Raw genomic sequence first — 19,641 nt, 5'->3', positions numbered from 1 at the left:
GTCCCAGATGTTGGAGTGCGGGGGCGAGCTGCGTGGATTTCCCGCAAGGTCTTCCCGCGTGGTCTTCAATGTGGCGATCAGGCCGTGACTTTCAAGATAACAGGATCATGGCCCGTTGCCTTGATGAATCTGACGAGATCGGATGAACGGATCGAGGTTGTGGCCTCGTTGGTCAGCGGATGCGCGTTTATGATGTCGTTTTCCATCAGGCGCTCATCGAGAACGACCTTCACCCTGGCACCAGTGTCGTTGATCAGGCCAAAGACGGTGACCGCGCCCGGAATGACGCCGAGCAGTTCCATCAGCATTTCCGGCCTGCCGAACGACACCCGGCTGGCGGCGCCGATGAGATGGTGAACCTGCTTCAGGTCCACCTCCGCGTCTTCATCCACGGTGACCAGAAAGAAATTGTCCTTCTTGTCCTTCAGGAAGAGGTTCTTGGTATGCGCACCGGCAATGTCGCCGCGCAGGGCCTGCGAATCGGCAACGGTGAACAGGGGCGGGTGGCGTGCGGTCGTGGCATCGATGCCCATGTCGGCGAGAAATGCGTGCAGATCGGTCTCGGTTTTCGGCATGTCCCCACCCGGTTCTTTCCGTTGCGGTATGGTTTAGGACCATTGGCGCGGCCAGCACAAGGGCCGCACGGTCGCGGGCGAGCCATTTCGGCTTCGCATCGGCCACGCCATCGAAGCGCCGGCAGATGCTGTACATGCCTGCCTGTCGCGGGCGGCGAAAGGCTGCGGAAGCGCGTATTTGCGGCAGATATGCAAAGCGTAAAAAAAGACGCGATTTCCCTGTTGCATTCGCCTCGGTCTTCGGCCATATAGGCGCGGCTGCGGCGAGAGCCGCGCAGAGCGGGTGTAGCTCAGGGGTAGAGCACAACCTTGCCAAGGTTGGGGTCGAGCGTTCGAATCGCTTCACCCGCTCCAAGATATCCCCACCGAAAAGCCGCGGGAAACCGCGGCTTTCGTGTTTTCCGGGTGGTTGAAATCGCAAGGCGCGGAAGCCGCCAAGGCCGACAGGAGAACAGTATGGGAATTCCGGGCATCTGCTGACGGCCGTTCCCTGCAAGATCCATACGATTCTGACAGATAATGGCATCCGGTCTGCGCAACAGGAGCAAGACCGCAACGCCATCTTCTCCCGGCCAATGCGGCTTTGACAAAATCTGCGAGGCAAATGGGATCTGGCACTGGCCGACAAAACCAAACCGTCCATGGACCAATGGGCGATCCAGCGCATGAAGCGGATCATCAGGGATGGCTATGGTCAAACGCTTCAATTACGATAACCACGATCAGTTGCGACCACACCTCCGCAACTTCATGGCCGCATACAGTTTCGTACGCAGGCTAAAGATCCTCAACGGCCTCGCGCCAAAATAATGAGTATGAAAGATCCGGGATTCGGCCCCGGATATATTCATCCCAATCCCGATCAACCAGATACAGGGAATGAACGACTATTTTCCAATGGATAGAATTCGGTGGCAGGTCACGGCTGCGTGCTGTGACGTCCTCTTTCGGTTTGTTGTCTGTCTGCGGGAATGAAGCAAAGATTTTGCCCGGCTGCCATTTGTATACAATCGACGAGCAGATTGAGCGTGGCGTTACCCAGCCTCCAGTAATGTAAGTAAAGTGGCACTGTCAGACGCCAGCCGGGTTTGACAGCGACAAGGGCACCATGATCGATCGAGTTCGATGCCATCAGCGAGGGAACCACAGCCCATCCCATTCCCTCTGTCGTGGCGGCAAGGATAGCGTTGGAATCTGGCAGATAATGGGTGCGGACCCATCCATCCGCAGGTTTCATCTCCTCACAAACGCGCTGTGAGAGCGAGTCTGAATATTCGAACATCAGAACCGGACAACCGTTCCTTGGTTTTCCTGCGGCATCAAACCACTTTTCCAGAAACGTGGGTGTGCAGACCGTCACGTAGTCCAGCCCTCCCAGAAGAGCGACGTCGCAACCCTGGACAGGTGCAGATTCAGCCGAAACAGCTGCGATAGCAGTGCCGGAGCGCAGCAGCGAAGCCGTCACAGCCTGATCGGCGCAACGGATATCCAGTGTCGCCGTTGAGCGGGTGGCGAAGTCGGTCACGGCATGAAGAAACCAGCTAGCCAGCGAGTCATGGTTTACCGCAACCGTCACGGAAGAGGGAATATCATCGCTGGTCAGCGAACGGATCGTGTCTGCCATCACAAGCTCTACCTGCTGCGCAAGACCCAGCAGGGTTTCCCCGGTCGTGGTCAGCCGAACAGGATTGCTTCGCACCACCACTATCTGACCGAGCCTGTCTTCGATCTGCCTGATGCGCTGGGACATCGCGCCCGCTGTGATACCCAGAGCCCGCGAGGCAGCGTCGAAGCTGCCGGTACTGGCCAAAGCGCGTAGTGATACGAGATCGCGAATTTCCAGCATGATTATAGCATCGCTAAAGCAGGTTTAGACGTATTCGATTGCCTGGCTGCAGAAAGCCTGACTAGCTCAAGAGAAATAAGCGATCTTGAGAGCTTAGCATATGTCTGAAGAGAACAATCCCACGTCTGCGCCTGTCCGGCCATTCCTTGACTGGCCGGTCATCACCGATCCGACAAGGTGGAAGAATATCGCGGCGGCGGTCATCGGAGTTCCCTACAGCGAGCCCTATTCTGGCGAGCCTCTTCCGAACGATCAGGCGAACGCGCCATCCGCCATCCGCCTGCAATCGGGTCAATTCTGTGATGGCCCCGCGCAATGGGATTTCGATTTCGGCGGTACACTTGAGAGCATCCTCCCCAATAAGGGCGTCGACGCCGGCGATTGCCCGCGGTGGTCGGGCAGCTTCGAAGATTATTTTCGCGCAACGGTTGCCCATCTGAAGGCCCTTTTCGCCAACAGTGGTATGACGTTTGTCCTGGGCGGCGATCACGGCATTACCATTCCGGTCCTGCATGCATTGGAGGTCGTCGGAAAACCGATCCATCTGGTTCAGATTGACGCTCACATCGACTGGCGCGATGACGTACGCGGTTCCAGACTCGGCTATAGCAGCCCTATCCGGCGTGCGAGCGAGCTGCCGTGGATAAGCGGCATCACCCAGATCGGTGTGCGCAGCACCGGATCGGCCCGAGCCTCCGAAGTCGAAGCTGCTCGGAACCACGGTGCGAAAATCATCACCGCAGCCGAAATTCATGCCGATGGCATCGGGCAGGTTCTGGCCCACCTTAAAGGAAAGGGTCCCTTCTATCTGACCGTCGATGCGGATGGGCTGGATCCCTCGGTGATGCCAGCGGTGCTTGGCCCGGCCCCCGGTGGTCTGCGGTTCGAGCAGGTTCAGCCGATCATCCACCAGTTGGCCAAAGATGGGCTGGTGGGAATGGATGTGGTGGAAGTCGCACCGAGTATCGACCTGCCAAACAATATTACCAGCCTTACTGCCGGACGGCTGATCCTGAACGCCCTCGGCGCCGGGCTGCGCAACTGGGAATCGGAGAACTGACGTGAAGAAGACAACAGTATTTTCGATCGCCGTATTGGCTGCGCTGGCAGCCGGGTGGAGCCAAACCGCAGCTGCGGAAAAGCTTCGCCTGGGCACCGAAGGAGCTTATCCGCCCTTCAATTTCATCGATGCCGACGGCAAAGTTGGTGGCTTCGATGTCGAGATCGGGCTCGCGCTTTGCAAGCAGATGAAAACTGAGTGTGAAATTGTAACACAGGACTGGGACGGTATTATTCCCGGGCTGCAAGCCAAGAAGTATGATTTTGTCATCGCATCGATGTCGATTACGGATGAGCGCAAGAAGCAGGTTTCATTTACAGAACCTTATTACAGGTCGGCACTTGCATTGGTTGCCCCTAAGGACAGTGACATCGTTGATGTGAGTGTGGACGCTCTGGCTGGCAAAATGATCGGCGCGCAAGCGGGAACAACGCAGGGCGAATATGCACAGACCTTTACCAGGTCAGACGTGAAGCTCTATCCGACTCAGGAAGAGGTTAATCTGGATATCATCAACGGGCGTCTGGATCTGCAGGTCAGCGATTATCTGCCGATGCTGGACTGGATCAACAATTCGCCTGATGGCGCGTGTTGCAAGTTTGTCGGCAAGCCGGTGACGGATCCCACATTCGCCGGTGAAGGTATTGCGATCGCCCTGCGCAATGAAGACGATGATCTCCGCAACAGGCTGAACGAGGCATTGAAGGCCATCCGGGCAGATGGAACTTATGCAGCCATTAGCGAGAAATATTTTCGCATGGATATTTTTACGTTCCAGTGATTGTGACCGTCGGCGGATGGCCTGAAGCTGAGATGGTGTCCAGGTGACTGATTGGGTATCGGCGGTCACCGGTCATTCTCACGCAAAGTCAGAGAGCGGAAGCTGCGTTCGTCGTGGGAACGAGTCATCGGACATTGCATCCAGATGAGCGGAAACAGAAACGGCTTTCATCTCACATCGCGTTCCCTATATGCACGCCGGTGCTGTCGGTCCAATCGCTGTCATACCTATCACCGGCGGGACGATGTGGCGGCGGTCACGCTCTTGTAGAAATCTTGTGGCTGTCAGGTGGGAAATGGCTGTTCCGTGTCCGGGAGATTGAGGGAAGGGCTGCAAGGCTCAAGCTTCAATCAGCCATCCATTACAGAAGATAGCTGTCATGTCCTGACACCGCTCCGTCGGCTGAACGCAGGGCTGCCGGAAGCCGGAGATCTCGCTGCCGGTAGGTCGCGAGAACTCCTTCAGCTATCCATGTTCCGCGCTCGTTCTCCCAACAATCCCGCGGGGTTCCTCATCCGGAAAACCGCGACGGAGGCCGGCCGTTCGCCTTCTCTCATTCTACTACTTGCAATTCATTCTCAAATGCAGAATAAAGGAAAGGGCGCGCTCGGCGGCCTTTTTTGCAACTCATTTGCAATTGCAATGTTGTGGAGGGTATTCACGGGCTGCGATCGGGACAGAATCGCAAAAAAGGGAATTCGCATGTTCGACAAACTCAGGCGCTCGGTTCTTGCCGGAATGGCAGGCGGTGCGCTCGCCGCACTGATGATGGCCATGCCGGCTCAGGCGGCGGAAAAATTCAAGGCGGTGACCACCTTCACCGTGATCGCCGACATGGCAAAAAATGTCGCCGGCGATGCTGCCATCGTGGAATCCATCACCAAGCCGGGCGCCGAGATCCATGAGTATCAGCCGACGCCGGGCGACATTCAGCGCGCGCAGGGCGCCGACCTGATCCTGTGGAACGGTCTCAACCTCGAACTGTGGTTCGAGAAATTCTTCCAGAATCTGAAGGACGTGCCGGGCGTTGTGGTCTCCGACGGCGTCGAGCCGATGGGCATCACCGAGGGCCCCTACAGCGGCAAACCGAACCCGCACGCCTGGATGTCGCCGACATCGGCGCTGATCTATGTCGACAATATCCGTGACGCCTTCGTCAAGCACGATCCGGACAATGCCGACATCTACAAGGCCAATGCCGAGGCCTACAAGGACAAGATCAAGGCCGTCATCGATCCGATCAAGGCCGAGCTCGACGTGGTTCCCGAAGACAAGCGCTGGCTGGTCACCAGCGAGGGGGCCTTCTCCTATCTCGCCCGAGATTTCGGCCTGAAGGAGCTTTACCTGTGGCCGATCAACGCCGACCAGCAGGGTACGCCCCAGCAGGTGCGCAAGGTCATCGACGCCGTGCGTGAGAACGGCATCACGGTGGTCTTCTCCGAAAGCACCATCTCCGACAAGCCAGCCAGGCAGGTGGCGCGCGAGACTGGTGCCCGTTATGGCGGCGTGCTCTATGTGGATTCCCTGACGGAAGCCGACGGTGAGGTTCCGACCTATATCGATCTGCTGCGGGTAACGTCCGACACCATCGCCAAGGGGCTCACTTAGGGCGACTGACCTCGAAGGAAATGATGACGTGACTACCCATATGAAAGACCTGGCCCGCCGCCCCGCATCTTCGGATGCGGGGTCCGGCATCGTGGTCCGGGAGGCAACCGTCACCTATCGCAACGGGCACACGGCACTGCGAAACGCCAGTTTCGAAATACCGACCGGCACCATCGCGGCGCTGGTCGGCGTCAACGGGTCCGGCAAGTCCACCTTGTTCAAGGCCATCATGGGCTTCGTGCGTCTGGCCAAAGGCGAGATCTCGGTGCTGGGCATGCCGGTGAAGCAGGCGTTGCGCCGCAACCTCGTCGCCTATGTGCCGCAGGCCGAGGAGGTGGACTGGAACTTTCCGGTTCTGGTCGAGGACGTGGTGATGATGGGCCGCTACGGCCATATGGGCATGATGCGCATTCCGCGCCGCGCCGATCACGAGGCGGTGGCGGCCGCCCTTACCCGCGTCAACATGGGCGACTTTCGCAAGCGCCAGATCGGCGAGTTGTCCGGCGGGCAGAAGAAGCGCGTCTTCCTCGCCCGCGCGCTGGCGCAGGACAGCCGCGTCATCCTGCTCGACGAACCCTTCACCGGCGTCGACGTGAAGACCGAGGACCAGATCATCGCCCTGTTGCGCGAGTTGCGCGACGAAGGGCGGGTGATGCTGGTTTCCACCCACAATCTGGGCTCAGTGCCGGAGTTCTGCGACCGTACCGTTCTCATCAAGGGCACGGTGCTCGACTACGGCCTCACCAGCGAGGTGTTCACGCAAGCCAATCTGGAGCGCGCCTTCGGCGGCGTTCTGCGCCACTTCGTGCTCGGCGGCGACCATCTGCACGAGGATGACGATCGGCGCCGGCTTTCCGTCTTCACCGACGACGAGCGCCCGCTGGTCTTCTACGGGGAAAAGGACAGCATGGAGCACAAGCTGAGCGGGAGCCGCAAATGAGCCTTCTGCTCGAACCCTTCTCCTATCACTACATGGTCAACGCCATGTGGGTGTCGGCGCTGGTCGGCGGCGTGTGCGCCTTCCTGTCGTGCTACCTGATGCTCAAGGGCTGGTCGCTGATCGGCGACGCGCTCTCGCATTCCATCGTGCCGGGCGTGGCGGGCGCCTACATGCTGGGCCTGCCCTTCTCCATCGGCGCCTTCTTCTCCGGCGGGCTCGCGGCGGCGGCCATGCTGTTCCTCAACCAGCGCACGAAGCTGAAGGAGGACGCCATCATCGGCCTCACCTTCTCGGCCTTCTTCGGGCTGGGGCTGTTCATGGTGTCGATCTCGCCGACCTCGGTCTCCATCCAGACCATCGTGCTCGGCAACATCCTCGCCATCACGCCGGAAGATACGCTGCAACTCGCCATCATCGGCTTCGTGTCGCTGGCCGTGCTCATGGTGATCTGGAAGGATCTGATGGTCACCTTCTTCGACGAGAGCCATGCCCGCACCATCGGCCTCAACCCGACTTTGCTCAAGGTCATCTTCTTCACGCTTCTGTCGGCTTCGACGGTCGCGGCCATGCAGACGGTCGGCGCTTTCCTCGTCATCTGCATGGTGGTGACGCCGGGCGCCACGGCCTATCTGCTGACCGACCGCTTTCCGCGCCTTCTGGCGCTGGCCGTTGCCATCGGTGCGCTGACCAGCTTCATCGGCGCCTATGTGAGCTATTTCCTCGATGGCGCTACCGGCGGCATCATCGTGGTGTTGCAGACGACGGTGTTTCTCATCGTGTTCCTGCTTGCGCCCAAGCACGGTATGCTGGCGGCGCGCCGCAAGGCTGCCGCCGCGCTGAAGGAGGCCGCGCCGTGACCATCATGGAAACGCTCGCCTCCCCCTTCCAGTTCGACTTCATGGTCAACGCCATGGTCATCTCGGTGCTGGTGGCGATCCCGATGGCGCTGCTGTCGTGCTTCCTCGTGCTGAAGGGCTGGTCGCTGATGGGCGATGCCATCAGCCATGCCGTGTTCCCGGGCGTGGTGGTGGCCTATATCGTGGGCTTTCCCTACGCCATCGGCGCATTTGCGGCCGGCATGTTCGCCGCCGTCGCCACCGGCTTCCTCAAAGACAACAGCCGCATCAAGCAGGATACTGTGATGGGCATCGTCTTTTCCGGCATGTTCGGGCTCGGACTGGTGCTCTACGTCAGGATCCAGTCGGACGTGCATCTCGACCACATATTGTTCGGCGACATGCTGGGCGTCTCGTGGAATGACATCGCCGTGTCGGCCACCATCGCCGCGGTCACGGCAGGCATCATTCTGGTGAAGTGGCGCGACTTCCTGCTGCACGCTTTCGATCCGGCGCAGGCGCAGGCGGTGGGGCTGCATGTCAGGCTGCTGCACTATGGGCTGCTGGCGCTGATCTCGCTGACCATCGTCGGCGCGCTGCAGGCCGTCGGCATCATCCTCGCCATCGCCATGCTGATCGCGCCCGGCGCCATCGCCTTCCTGCTGGCGCGCACCTTCTCAGGCATGCTGGCGGTGTCGGTGCTGGTCGCCGTGGCGTCGTCCTTCCTCGGGGTCTACGCGTCCTTTTTCATCGACAGCGCGCCGGCGCCCACCATCGTGCTTTTGATGTCAGCCGCATTTCTTGCCGCCTTTGTTCTTGCCACACGCCGGGCTGCTCGTACGGAAGCCAGCGAGCAGGCCTGAGCGCGCACCGCCATGCGTCCCGCGTCGCATGGCGGTGCTTTTTTTTATCGTATCGGTTTGAAACAAAAATCAGCGGCGGCGCGGAACCAGAAGCCACGCCAGTCCGCCGAGAATGACGGCTATTCCAAGCAGTGCTGTAACCGGGATGCCGAGCAGGGTCGGACCGAAATCCAGCAGGCGCGGTGCAAGCCCCAGCGCGAAGGCTGCGGTGACGATGGCGACCGCGATGCGGGTGGCGGCCCAGCGGATGTCGGCACCGATACGGTCGAGCCCCTTCAGCTCCACTTCGGCGGCGATCCGGCCCTGCCGCAGGCGCAGCGCCAGCAGCCGCAGCAGCGAGGGCGCTTCCGCGGCCAGTCCGGCGAAATCAAGCGCCAGCGACTTCCCCTTGCCCATGAGGGCGCCGGGCCTGTAGCGGCGGATCATCTCTTCCTGAACGATCGGGCCGGCAACGGCCAGCGCGTCGAAATCGGGGTCGAGGCTGCGCATGACGCCGTCGGCGGTGATCAGCGCCTTGAACAGCAGGGCAAGGTCGGCGGGCAGGGCAAGGTCGTGCTCGCGCGCCAGCGCCATGAAATCGGTGATCGCCTCGCCCAGTCGCAGCGGCGGCACGCCATGGCGTGCGACGAAGGTGTCGCAGGCGGCCTCCAGCCGCGGCAGGTCGATGTCGGCCGCCCCCGACCATTCCATGAGAAGGGTGGCCACGCGCTCGCCACTGGTTTCCACGATGGCAGCCACCAGCATCAGCAACTGTTCGCGACGGCGCGAGCCCAGCCGGCCGACCATGCCGAAATCGATGAACGCAACCCGGTTGCCGGGCAGGGCGCGCAGATTGCCGGGGTGCGGATCAGCGTGGAACAGGCCGTCGACAAGCGCCATGCGCAGGAAGGCGGCGGTGCCGGTCCGGGCAAGCTCACGCCCGTCCAGCCCGGCGGCGTTCAGCGCGGCGTGGTCATTGGGAACGATGCCGTCGACATATTCCTGCACCAGAAGCCGCTCGGAACTCCATTCGGAGAAGATGCGCGGGATCTTTATGCGCTCCATAGGTTCGAGATTCTGCGCCACGGCCTCGCAATTGCGGCCCTCGGCGGCAAGGTCGAGTTCCTCGCCCATCGCCGCGCCCAGGTGATTGAGGATCTCGCGCGGCCGGTAGCGGGCGAATTCCGGCCATTGCGCCTCGACAAGCCCCGCCGCATGCGACAGCAATCTGAGATCGGCCTCGACCAGCGGCCTGAGGCCTGCCCGGCGCACCTTGACGACGACATCGGTGCCGTCCTGCAGCGTGGCGCGATGGACCTGTGCGATGGAGCCGGCGGCGAGCGCGGTGTGCGTGAAGCTTCGGAACACCGTGTCGGGCGCAGCGCCGAGGTCTTCCTCCACCTGCGCCCGGATCGCCTCCCACCGCTCGGGCGCGACATCGCTTTGCAGCCTCTCCAGCTCGGTGATCCACTCCGGCGACAGAAGATCGGCGCGCGTCGACAGGATCTGGCCGAGCTTAATGAAGGTCGGCCCAAGCGATTCGATGGCAAGCCGCAGCCGCTCCGGCTGCGACCGGCTTTCGGGGTCCGCATGCGATGCACGGGTGCGGCGTTTCGGCAGAAGGCCGCCGAGGCCCAGCCGGATGGCGATGTCGTCGACACCGAAGCGCACCAGCACGGCTGCAATCTCGGCGATGCGTTTGTGGTCGCGGGCGGCGGCGAAGGTGGTTTCGAGAACGGTCATCGCACTATCCCGCAAGCCAGCGATAGATGAGGTAGAGCAGAACCGCCCAGATGACGACGAGAATGCCCAGAATGACCGCTGCCGCCAGCAGCGGGCGCTTGAACCAGCGCGCGATCCAGCGGTCGGCCTTTTCGCCGGCTTCGAGATGGACTCCGGCCGGCAGCCGTTTGGCTATGAAGCCGACAGCCGCCGGCACGATGATCAGATCGTCGACGACGCCAAGCAGGGGAATGGTGAAGGGGATCAGGTCGATCGGGCTGAGCAGGTACAATCCCGTGGCAAGGCTGGCGAGCCGCAGCCAGCGTGGTGTGCGCGGATCGCGAAACGCATACCACAGCACCACGGCCTCGCGGCGGAACGCAAGGAAACGCCGCTTGAGAATGCCGAAAACAGCCAATCAGAAACCCTCCAAGCCGAGACGGATAAGATAGGCGTCTTCACGCGATGCTCAAGGTTTTGCAGCGCGGTCTTGCCGGCGCAACGGGCAGCCCTATCTGGAAACAGAATTCCCGACCTCGGCCCGGCCTGTTTTCGCAGTCGGTCTTGACGGGATTGATTTGGAACATATAGTGAACAAAATAATGAAGAGAACGCTGCAGCAACGTCTCGCCATTCTTTCCGACGCCGCCAAATATGACGCCTCCTGCGCATCGTCCGGCGGCCAGCGCCGGGATTCGCGGGCGGGCGGGCTGGGGTCTGCCGGAGGCTCGGGCATATGCCACGCCTATGCGCCGGACGGGCGCTGCATCTCGCTGCTCAAGATCCTGCTGACCAATTTCTGCATCTACGACTGCGCCTATTGCATCAACCGCTCGTCCAGCAATGTCGAGCGGGCGCGTTTCACGCCGCAGGAGGTGGTGTGGCTGACGCTGGAGTTCTACCGCCGCAACTATATCGAAGGCCTGTTCCTGTCCTCCGGTATTATTCGCTCTTCCGATTACACGATGGAGCAGATGGTGCGCGTGGCGCGTGACCTGCGCACGGTTCACAATTTCAACGGCTACATTCACCTCAAGACGATCCCCGAGGCGTCGCCGGCGCTTATCGAGGAGGCGGGGCTCTATGCCGACCGGCTTTCCATCAATATCGAGCTGCCGACGGAAACCGGCATGGCCGAGCTTGCGCCGGAAAAGCAGACTCCCGTCATTCGTCGTGCCATGGCGGATGTGCGCCTTGGCATCGAGGATGCCGCAGACCGGACGCTGGGCGGCCGCCCGCACCGGAAATTCGCGCCGGCGGGACAGTCGACGCAGATGATCGTCGGTGCCGATGGCGCCGACGATTCCACCATTCTCGCCAGCAGCGCCGGGCTTTACGGCAGCTACGGGCTGAAGCGGGTATATTATTCGGCGTTCAGCCCGATCCCGGACGCCTCGTCGCGCCTGCCGCCGCAGAAGCCGCCGTTGATGCGTGAGCACCGTCTCTATCAGGCCGACTGGCTCTATCGCTTTTACGGTTTCGAGGTGGCCGAGATCACGGCGGCCGGGACCGACGGCATGCTCGATCTCGACATTGACCCCAAGCTCGCCTGGGCGCTGGCGCACCGCGACCGCTTCCCGGTCGACGTCAACCGGGCGGGGCGGGAAATGCTGCTGAGGGTGCCGGGTTTCGGGGTGCGCACGGTGGACGCGCTGATCGCCGCGCGCCGTCATCGCCGCGTGCGGCTCGAGGATCTCGGCCGGCTGAAGGTGTCGCTGCGCAAGGTCAGGCCGTTCATCGTTGCCGAAGGGTGGACGCCGCTGCGGCTCATCGACCGGCAGGATCTGCGCGCGCTGTTCGAGCCGCCGGCCATGCAGATGTCGTTGCTGTGATGCCGGGCCTGTGATGCCGGGGTTGTGATGTACAGGATCTGTCTTTCCCGCAGGGGCAACTTTGGTGAATGGCGCGACGCGGCGCGCAGGCTGCTGCAGGCGGGCATCGCGCCTCACGAGGTGGACTGGTGTCTCGAAAGCGAGGGCGGACTGTTCGCCGCGCCGGGTCGGGCTTTGCCCGTGGCGACGCCGGCCATGCCGCGGCCCGTGGTGCCCGCGTCCTTTCCGGAACTGGCCGAAGCCATCGTCTGCTACAGCGATCCGGGATCTTTCGCGCTGCTCTACCGCCTGCTCCACCGGCTGCAGGGCGAACGGCATCTTCTGTCCGTGGCTTCCGATGAAGATGTGGTGCAGGCGTTAAGGCTGGCGAAATCCGTGCGGCGCGACTGCCACAAGATGACGGCCTTCGTGCGCTTCCGCGAGCTTGCGCATCCGGGGGAGGGTGGCCGGCGGCGCTTTGCGGCCTGGTTCGAGCCGGATCATTTCATCGTCGCACGCACCGCGCCCTTCTTCGCGGCGCGCTTCGCCGACATGGACTGGACGATCCTCACGCCGAAAGGGTCCGCGACCTTCGAGGCCGGCAAGTTGCGGGTGTCGGACGAGCCGGCGGCAAAGCCCGACCTTGCCGATCCGGCCGATGCGCTGTGGCTGACCTACTATGCCTCGATCTTCAATCCGGCCCGGGTGAAGGTGAAGGCGATGCGGGCCGAAATGCCGAAGAAATACTGGAAGAACCTGCCCGAAGCCGCCCTGATTCCGGAGCTGGTCGCCAGCGCGCAGGCGCGCGTGGCGGACATGGCCCGGCAGGAGGCGCTTGCGCCGCCGGCCTTTCATGCCCGGGTTCAGTCCCTGCATGAGGCGCGGCAAGCCGCCACGCCTGCCACGCCGCTGGCAGTCCTGCGCCGGCACGCCAGCGCCTGCACCCGCTGTCCCCTGCATTGCCATGCCACGCAGACCGTGTTCGGCGAAGGGCCGGACGCGGCCGACCTGATGTTCGTGGGCGAGCAGCCGGGCGACCGGGAGGACCTTTCCGGCCGGCCCTTCGTCGGTCCCGCAGGGCAATTGTTCGACAGGACGCTGGGGGAAGTGGGCATCGATCGGGGCAGGGCCTATGTCACCAATGCGGTGAAGCATTTCAAGTTCGAGCCGCGCGGCAAGCGCCGTATCCACCGCACGCCCAATGCCGGCGAAGTCGAGCGTTGCCGCTGGTGGCTGGAGCAGGAGATCGAGGCCGTGAAGCCTCGCCTCGTGGTTGCGATGGGAGCGACCGCGCTCGGCGCGCTGACCGGCCGCAAGCAGCGGCTGGGCGATGTGCGCGGCAGGCTGCTGCCGTTCGGCGGTGGCCGGTCCCTGTTCGTAACGGTGCACCCCTCCTATCTGCTGCGCATTCCGGACCCGGTTCGCGCCGCCGGGGAGATGACGCAATTTCGCAACGATCTGGCAACCATTGCTTCCAAAACCACTGGTTGAGCCGTTACAAACCCCATTCCGGCTTGCACGCAGGTGGAGAAACTGTTTTCCTCGCGGATAAAGGCCCGGCTGAAACAAATAGTGACCAACGGGGTTTGAGCAGGCAATCGCAGGAGGCTCCCGATGCCGGCTTCATTGACCACCTCTTTCGGCAAGCAATTGCCCGCGGGAATCGTTGCAAACCGGATGCTGGGCGAAGCCCTTGCTTTCGACTGGTCGAAGACAGCCGCCGGCGCCATGGATGACTGGCCCATGGCGTTGCGAGTCATGGCCCGCACCGTTCTGGGTGCATCGGCGCCGATGTCTATCCTGATCGGACGCGACGGGCTGGTTCTCTACAATGATACGGTCAGCGAGATTTTCGGCGATACCTATCTGGGGTCGATCGGCAGGCCGATCACGGAAGTGCTCACCGAAGCCGCCGATTTCTACAGAAGCACGATCGATGATTGCTATTGCGGCAAGTCGCACAGCTACAAGGATCAGCCGCTGAAACTGCGGCGCAATGGCAATCTTGAAACCGCATGGTTCAATCTGGATTTCTCGCCGATCCGTGACGAATTCGGCATGCCTTGCGGAGTGTTGCTGCACTCCTTCGAAACCACGGAGCGGGTTACGGCCCTGCGGGCCAGACGCCGCGCCGACGAACGCCTGAGCATTGCGATCTCGGCGTCCGGGCTGGTCGGCATCTGGGATCTCGATGTCGCGACCCTGTCCTGTACCGGAGATCAGGGATTCGCGCTCATCTACGGGGTGGAACCGGAAGTTGCCGTGGCGGGGGTCGAAAAGGAGAGGATGACATCCGCCATCCATGCCGATGACAGGCGCGCCGTTCTGGAGACGCTGTATGAGGCGATCGACCTGAAGCGGGAGTTCCGGTGCCAGTATCGCGTGGTCTCGCCTTGCGGCAAGGTGCGATGGGTGATGGCCTCGGGACGCCTGACAAAAGGGACATGCGGGCTCGAAACGCACATGATCGGCGTCGTTCTCGACGTCACGGAGCAGATGGAGACCGCCGCCGCGCTCGCCGAAAGCGAATTCCGGTTCGATACGCTGACCGACACGCTGCCGCAGATCGTGTGGAGCGCCACGGCGGAAGGTGTTCACGACTATTTCAGCAAGCGCTGGTTCGAATTTACCGGCATTCCCGAAGAAGAAGCCCTGAACACCGAGAACTGGGTCGACCTTCTGCATCCCGATGACCAGGACCGGGTGATGGAAGTCTGGCGGCGCTGCCTGACGAGCGGCGATGTCTATGACATCGAATACCGGTTCCGGAGCCAGAGCGGCGAATATCGCTGGATGCGGGTGATGGCGCTGCCGCAGCGCGACGGCAGAGGCCGGCTCAAACGCTGGTTCGGCACCGCCACGGACATTCATGAATCCCGCATAGGGGTGGAGCAGCGCGATCTGATCGCCCGCGAACTCAACCACCGTATCAAGAACATCTTTTCCATTGTCGGCGGCATGATCAGCCTGTCGATGCGCGAGCGGCCGGACATGAAGGAGTTCGCGGAGGAACTGCGCGGGCGGCTGCTGGCGCTCAACGATGCGCATGACTTCATCCGGCCGGACGACCGTGCGCGCACCGCGCAGCGTGTTTCCCATTCCTTCCAGAAATTGCTGCAGCGGCTGTTGCAGCCTTACGATGACGAAAACGGCCAGCGCATCTCTATAGAAGGCCCGGATGCGCGAATCGATGCCGGGGCCGCGACGCCTCTCGCGCTGGTCTTTCACGAACTGGCGACCAATTCCGCAAAATATGGCGCGCTCTCAACGCCGGGGGGCAACATTCGCGTGCGGTTCAGCCGTACGCCGGAGAGTGTCTCCATCGAATGGGCGGAGCGTGGCGGCGTGGTGCGCGCGGAAGCGCCGGACCATGCCGGTTTTGGCACAAGGCTGCTGACATTGTCGGTCGAGGCACAGCTGCGCGGCAGCTTCCGCCGCCACTGGGAGCCGGACGGCGTTCGCGTCGAGATCGAGTTCCCGCTCCACATGCTGGACCGGACGGCGTGAGGAAGAGCGGCTTCTAGAGCGTTTCCAGGAAAAGTGGAAACACTTTTCCGGTTCGGAAACGCGACAAACCAAAGACTTAGAGCCGTTCAGTGATTCCGTAAAATACGGAACGGCTCCAGAGCGGTGCCTGTTTTGATGGAATCGTCAAAAACGCTCTAATCATTTGTCTTGTCGCATTCCCCGACGCAAAACCGCTTCGCACTTTTGCTGGAATTGCTCTACTCCGCCGCTTCGACCTTCGGGCCGGGGATGTAGTTAAGGATGGGTCCGAGCCAGCGCTCGGCGTCCTCGACGCTCATGTCCTTGCGCTTCGCGTAGTCCTCGACCTGATCGCGTTCGACCTTGGCAACGCCGAAATAGAAGCTTTCCGGGTGCGAGAAATAGAGGCCGGAAACGGAAGAGCCGGGCCACATCGCCATGCCTTCGGTGAGGCTGACGCCTGCCTGCTTTTCCGCGTCGAGCAGCCTGAAGAGGGTCACCTTTTCCGTATGGTCGGGCTGGGCGGGATAGCCGGGTGCGGGACGGATGCCCTGATAGGGCTCGCCGATGAGGTCGTCGGGCGACAGGTTCTCGTCGGGAGCATAGCCCCAGAACTCCTGACGCACCTTCTCATGCATGCGCTCGGCAAAGGCTTCGGCAAAGCGATCGGCGAGCGCCTTGACGAGGATCGAGGAGTAGTCGTCATTGGCGCGCTCGAAGCGCTCGGCAATCGCCACCTCCTCGATGCCGGCCGTCACCACGAAACCGCCCAGCCAGTCCGTCTTGCCGCTCTCCACAGGCGCTACGAAATCGGCCAGGGCGAGGTTCGCCTTGCCGTCGCGCCGTGGCAATTGCTGGCGCAGCGTGAAGAAGGTGGCCAGTTCCTGGGTTCGGCTCTCGTCGGTGAACAGGCGAATGTCGTCGCCGACAGCGTTGGCGGGCCAGAAACCGATGACGGCTTTCGGGGCGAACCATTTTTCGTCGATGATCTTCTTCAGCATGGCCTGCGCGTCCTCGAACAGCTGGCGCGCAACGGCCCCCTGCTTTTCGTCTTCGAGAATTTTCGGATAGCGGCCCTTCAGCTCCCATGTCTGGAAGAAAGGCGTCCAGTCGATGTAGCGCGCCAGTTCGGCCAGATCCCATGTCTCGAACACGCGAATGCCGGTGAAGGAGGGTTTTGGCGGCTCATAGGCCGGCCAGTCGATGCGGTGGAGGTTGGCGCGGGCCTTGGCCAGCGGAAGACGCTGCTTCTCGCGCTCCGAGCGCTCATGCGCCTCCGTCACCTTGCGGTATTCGGCGCGCAGCGCATCGATGTAACCGGGTTTGAGATCCTGCGACAACAGGCTTGAGACCACGCCGACCGCGCGGCTGGCGTCGGTGACGTAGACGGCCTGTCCCTGATTGTAGCGGGGATGGATCTTCACCGCCGTGTGCACGCGGCTGGTGGTGGCACCGCCGATCAGCAGCGGGATGTCGAAACCTTCCCGCTCCATTTCGGCGGCCACATGCGCCATTTCGTCGAGCGAGGGCGTGATCAGTCCGGACAGGCCGATGATGTCGACTTTCTGTTCGCGCGCCGTTTCAAGAATCTTCGCCGCCGGCACCATGACGCCGAGGTCGATGATCTCGTAATTGTTGCAGGCAAGGACCACGCCGACAATGTTCTTGCCAATGTCGTGGACGTCGCCCTTGACGGTCGCCATCAGGATCTTGCCGGCACTTTCGCGTTCGCCGCCGTCAATCCCGTTCTCGGCATTGGCGAGCTTCTCGGCTTCCATGTAAGGCAGCAGGACAGCCACCGCCTGCTTCATGACGCGTGCAGACTTGACCACCTGCGGCAGGAACATCTTGCCCGCGCCGAACAGGTCGCCGACCACGTTCATGCCGGCCATCAGCGGGCCTTCGATGACATGCAGCGGACGTTCCGCAGCAAGCCGCGCCTCTTCCGTGTCGGCCTCGACGAATTCGGTGATGCCGTTCACCAGCGCATGTTCGAGCCGCTTCTCCACCGACCATTCGCGCCATTTCAGGTCGCGTTCCTTGGCTTCCCTGGCGCCGGTGCCCTTGAAGCGCTCGGCAAGCTCCAGCAGACGCTCCGTGGCCGAACCGCCCGCCTGCGGCTGGCGGTTGAGTACCACGTCCTCGCAGGCTTCGCGCAGTTCCGGGTCGATCGTGTCATAGACGGCAAGCTGCCCGGCATTGACGATGCCCATGTCCATGCCCGCCTGAATGGCGTGGTAGAGGAACACGGCATGCATCGCCTCGCGCACCGGCTCGTTGCCACGGAAGGAGAAGGACAGGTTGGAGACGCCGCCGGATATATGAACATGCGGCAGGGTGGACGTGATCTGGCGTGTCGCCTCGATGAAGTCGACGCCGTAATTGTCGTGCTCCTCGATGCCGGTGGCGACGGCGAACACGTTGGGATCGAAGATGATGTCCTCGGGCGCGAGCCCGGCCTTTTCGGTCAGCAGCTTGTAGGCGCGGGTGCAGATTTCAACCTTGCGCGCCTGCGTGTCGGCCTGACCCACCTCGTCGAAGGCCATGACGACGACGGCCGCGCCATACATGCGGCACAGGGTAGCGTGATGCAGGAACGCCTCTTCGCCTTCCTTCATGGAGATCGAGTTGACGATCGGCTTGCCCTGCACGCATTTCAGCCCGGCCTCGATCACTTCCCATTTGGAACTGTCGATCATCACCGGAACGCGGGCGATGTCTGGCTCGGCGGCGATCAGGTTGAGATACTCGACCATCGCCTTCTTCGAATCGATCAGGCCCTCGTCCATGTTGATGTCGATGACCTGCGCGCCATTGGCGACCTGATCGCGTGCGACGTCGAGGGCCGCGGCATAGTCACCTGAGGTGATCAGCTTGCGGAAGCGGGCCGAGCCGGTGATGTTGGTGCGCTCGCCGACATTGACGAAGGGAATGTCCTTGGTGAGCGTAAAGGGTTCGAGGCCCGATAGCCGCATCAGCGGCTTCACATTCGGGACGGTGCGCGGCTTGTGCCGTGAAACCGCCTCGGCGATCGCGGCAATGTGTTCGGGCGTCGAGCCGCAGCAGCCGCCCACCACATTGACCAGCCCCTCGCGTGCGAAGTCCTCGACCTGCTTCGCCATGAATTCCGGCGATTCGTCATACTGGCCGAAAGCGTTGGGCAGGCCGGCATTGGGGTAGGCGCAGGTGAAGGTATTGGCGACGCCGGACAGTTCGGCCAGATGCGGACGCATGGCGGCTGCGCCCAGCGCGCAGTTGAGGCCCACGGTGAACGGTTTGGCGTGGCGTATGGAGTGCCAGAAGGCTGTCGGCGTCTGGCCCGAAAGGGTGCGGCCCGAGAGGTCGGTGATGGTGCCGGAGATCATCACCGGCAGGTGAATGCCCTTCTCGACGAAGATTTCTTCTGCTGCGAAGATCGCCGCCTTGGCGTTCAGCGTGTCGAAGATGGTCTCGATCAGGACAATATCGATGCCGCCGTCGATCAGGCCGCGCAACTGCTCGCCATAGGCGATGCGCAGATCGTCGAAGGTGACGGCGCGGTATCCGGGATTGTTGACGTCGGGCGAGAGCGAGGCGGTGCGGTTGGTCGGGCCAAGCGCGCCGGCGACGAAGCGACGGCGGCCATCTTCCTGTTCGGCGCGGATCATGGCGCGCCGGGCAAGACGGGCGCCGTCGCGGTTCAGCTCATAGACCATCTCCTCCATGCCGTAGTCGGCCTGCGCGATCGAGGTGGAGGAGAAGGTGTTGGTTTCGACGATGTCGGCGCCTGCCCTGGCGTAGGCGTAATGGATATCTTCGATGGCCTTCGGCTGGGAAAGGATCAGCAGGTCGTTGTTGCCCTGCTGGTGACAGGCACAGCCGGTGAAGCGGACGCCGCGGAAATGATCCTCATCGAAGCCGAGGCCCTGAATCTGGGTGCCCATGGCGCCGTCCAGAACGAGAATGCGCTCACGCGCTGCGGCCTTCAGCGCGGCAAGGATTTCCGATCCGTCAGCCTTGCGACCGACGGGCCCGAACAGGCCGTCCAGCGTTTGCGAATTCTGCGACATATCCCGGTCCCGATGTGAAGCATGCGAAATCGCATAAAGATATCTTTATGTCAACATATACAATTGCGAGCACCCTGCTGTTCGG

At 62.1% G+C, this 19,641-nt stretch carries 14 protein-coding genes and 1 tRNA gene; 10 read left to right on the top strand and 5 right to left on the bottom strand.

Annotated elements, in window-relative coordinates:
• Positions 1-77: 77 nt before the first annotated feature.
• Positions 78-575: a prolyl-tRNA synthetase associated domain-containing protein gene (locus AC5XE7_RS07330; protein ID WP_495365455.1), complete on the bottom strand. Its 498-nt coding sequence runs from the start codon at positions 573-575 to the stop codon at positions 78-80.
• A gap of 279 nt (positions 576-854) precedes the next feature.
• Here AC5XE7_RS07330 and AC5XE7_RS07325 point away from each other — a divergent pair.
• A tRNA-Gly gene (locus AC5XE7_RS07325) sits at positions 855-929 on the top strand.
• A gap of 565 nt (positions 930-1,494) precedes the next feature.
• On the opposite strand, the gene AC5XE7_RS07320 is transcribed toward AC5XE7_RS07325, so the two are convergent.
• The gene (locus AC5XE7_RS07320) at positions 1,495-2,421 is read right to left on the bottom strand and encodes an ArgP/LysG family DNA-binding transcriptional regulator (RefSeq protein WP_495365454.1); all 927 of its coding nucleotides are present in this window, start codon (positions 2,419-2,421) and stop codon (positions 1,495-1,497) included.
• A gap of 100 nt (positions 2,422-2,521) precedes the next feature.
• On the opposite strand from AC5XE7_RS07320, the gene AC5XE7_RS07315 reads away from it, so the two are divergent.
• The 6 genes from AC5XE7_RS07315 (at position 2,522) to AC5XE7_RS07290 (ending at position 8,509) form a co-directional block, all read left to right on the top strand.
• Complete coding sequence (locus tag AC5XE7_RS07315) at positions 2,522-3,481, top strand: arginase family protein (RefSeq protein ID WP_495365453.1); 960 nt, start codon at positions 2,522-2,524, stop codon at positions 3,479-3,481.
• Between the two features lies 1 nt (position 3,482).
• Complete coding sequence (locus AC5XE7_RS07310; protein ID WP_495365452.1) at positions 3,483-4,262, top strand: ABC transporter substrate-binding protein; 780 nt, start codon at positions 3,483-3,485, stop codon at positions 4,260-4,262.
• Between the two features lie 702 nt (positions 4,263-4,964).
• On the top strand, positions 4,965-5,870 hold the full coding sequence (locus AC5XE7_RS07305; protein ID WP_495365451.1) for a metal ABC transporter substrate-binding protein: 906 nt from the start codon (positions 4,965-4,967) through the stop codon (positions 5,868-5,870).
• A 40-nt stretch (positions 5,871-5,910) separates the two neighbouring features.
• Positions 5,911-6,810 (top strand): manganese/iron ABC transporter ATP-binding protein, encoded by a 900-nt coding sequence (locus AC5XE7_RS07300; protein WP_495365535.1) that lies wholly within the window; start codon positions 5,911-5,913, stop codon positions 6,808-6,810.
• Complete coding sequence (locus AC5XE7_RS07295; RefSeq protein ID WP_495365450.1) at positions 6,807-7,667, top strand: metal ABC transporter permease; 861 nt, start codon at positions 6,807-6,809, stop codon at positions 7,665-7,667. Before AC5XE7_RS07300 ends, AC5XE7_RS07295 begins: the two co-directional genes overlap by 4 nt.
• Positions 7,664-8,509, top strand: a complete 846-nt coding sequence (locus tag AC5XE7_RS07290; RefSeq protein ID WP_495365449.1) for a metal ABC transporter permease — start codon at positions 7,664-7,666, stop codon at positions 8,507-8,509. The genes AC5XE7_RS07295 and AC5XE7_RS07290 overlap by 4 nt, the downstream gene beginning before the upstream one ends.
• Before the next feature lie 69 nt (positions 8,510-8,578).
• Here AC5XE7_RS07290 and AC5XE7_RS07285 read toward each other — a convergent pair whose 3' ends face one another.
• Positions 8,579-10,231, bottom strand: a complete 1,653-nt coding sequence (locus AC5XE7_RS07285) for an ABC1 kinase family protein (RefSeq protein WP_495365448.1) — start codon at positions 10,229-10,231, stop codon at positions 8,579-8,581.
• A 4-nt stretch (positions 10,232-10,235) separates the two neighbouring features.
• Positions 10,236-10,628, bottom strand: coding sequence for a YkvA family protein (locus AC5XE7_RS07280; protein ID WP_210307194.1), 393 nt, complete (start codon positions 10,626-10,628; stop codon positions 10,236-10,238).
• 184 nt (positions 10,629-10,812) lie between these two features.
• Here AC5XE7_RS07280 and AC5XE7_RS07275 point away from each other — a divergent pair, with 184 nt between their 5' ends.
• From AC5XE7_RS07275 to AC5XE7_RS07265, 3 genes are all read left to right on the top strand, one after another.
• Entirely contained in the window at positions 10,813-12,042 is a 1,230-nt protein-coding gene (locus AC5XE7_RS07275) for a putative DNA modification/repair radical SAM protein (protein WP_495365447.1), read from the top strand.
• A gap of 27 nt (positions 12,043-12,069) precedes the next feature.
• On the top strand, positions 12,070-13,512 hold the full coding sequence (locus tag AC5XE7_RS07270) for a UdgX family uracil-DNA binding protein (protein ID WP_495365446.1): 1,443 nt from the start codon (positions 12,070-12,072) through the stop codon (positions 13,510-13,512).
• 123 nt (positions 13,513-13,635) lie between these two features.
• Positions 13,636-15,528 (top strand): sensor histidine kinase, encoded by a 1,893-nt coding sequence (locus AC5XE7_RS07265; protein WP_495365445.1) that lies wholly within the window; start codon positions 13,636-13,638, stop codon positions 15,526-15,528.
• Between the two features lie 218 nt (positions 15,529-15,746).
• Here the strand turns inward: AC5XE7_RS07265 and metH are convergent, their stop codons facing one another.
• Positions 15,747-19,556, bottom strand: a complete 3,810-nt coding sequence (metH, locus tag AC5XE7_RS07260) for a methionine synthase (RefSeq protein ID WP_495365444.1) — start codon at positions 19,554-19,556, stop codon at positions 15,747-15,749.
• Positions 19,557-19,641: the final 85 nt, after the last annotated feature.

The sequence above is a fragment of the Aquamicrobium sp. YD-1-mutant5 genome (genome assembly GCF_059509755.1).
Note: the sequence above shows the minus strand (reverse complement) of the source record. Positions and strands in the feature narration are given on the sequence as shown.